This is a genomic window from Terriglobus sp. YAF25 (genome assembly GCF_052113305.1).
GTDB lineage: Bacteria > Acidobacteriota > Terriglobia > Terriglobales > Acidobacteriaceae > Terriglobus.
In genome coordinates this window covers 1-1,060 of sequence record NZ_JBFRCY010001055.1, presented here as the reverse complement: position 1 = coordinate 1,060, position 1,060 = coordinate 1, and the positions used below count along the sequence as shown (strand labels likewise).

1 pseudogene is annotated in these 1,060 nt (G+C 58.8%); it reads right to left on the bottom strand.

Going from position 1 to position 1,060, the window contains the following annotated elements:
- Positions 1 to 1,029, bottom strand: a pseudogene (locus AB4043_RS26485) (alpha-amylase family glycosyl hydrolase); the annotation flags it as partial.
- Positions 1,030 to 1,060: the final 31 nt, after the last annotated feature.

Genomic DNA, 1,060 nt, shown 5'->3' with positions numbered 1-1,060 from the left:
GTTCTTGAGCACCGACCGATATTTTGCGTTCTCCTCGTCACGCATCATGTTCATGAAGGCGCTGTTATAGACACGATGCATTCCCAGTGTTCGGACGAAGTAACCCTCCATCAGCCAGAAGGCTTCGGCGAGCAAAAGTGTTCCCGGAACCTCGGCAGCTACTCTGTCGACGACTTCCCGCCAAAACTCATGCGGCATATGAGCATTGAACTCGGCACTGGACATCCCGTATTCCGCGCGGGAGGGAATCGCTCCGCTGCTGCCAGGGCCGGGAAACCAGAGCCGGTGAAAGTGGCGCTTTGCCAGGGTCATCGCCGCGTCAAAGCGGATGACAGGGAACAGACGGGCCACATGCAGGATGGTCTGGATCACCTGTTCGCGCACTGCTGGGTTCAGGTAGTCCAGTTGGGCGGTATCGTTCCACGGGAAGCTCGTGCCATCATTGCCGTGATAGATGTACCTTGTCTCCCCCGATGCCCGGTCACGCCGCCGAAACACGACCGCCGCGTCCGTCTGCTCGTAGTAGTGGCTTTCGATCTTGATCTCCACACGCGGGTCATGCGACAGGTCAGGGCCATCGAAGTTGTAAGCAGGATAGGGGCTATCTTGCCGCGAGATGAACCAGTCCGGATGCTCTACGACCCATGGCGAATCGATACCCATATGGTTTGGCACCATATCGCTGGCCAAGCGGATGCCTCGCGCGTAGGCACGATTCCGCAGATTCACGTACGCGGGCTCTCCGCCCAGGTCCTCGGCGATGGCGTAATCGAAGAGTGAGTAAGCTGAAGCCACCGCGTCTGGATTTCCGCAGAGCTGCTTAATTGTTTGCGATGCCCGGCTGCGCTCCCAGATACCGATCAGCCACAGGGAGTTCATTCCGCGACGTGCCAGCGTGTCCAGTTCCTCGTCCGGAATCTGATCCAGTCGATGAATTGACCTCTGGTATCGCTTACTGAGCTGTGCGAGCCAGACGTAAGTGCTCTTGGCGATCAACACGGCGCCAGGCATCCAGGCCACGTCTGGCGATCAACACGGCGCCAGGCATCCAGGCCACGTC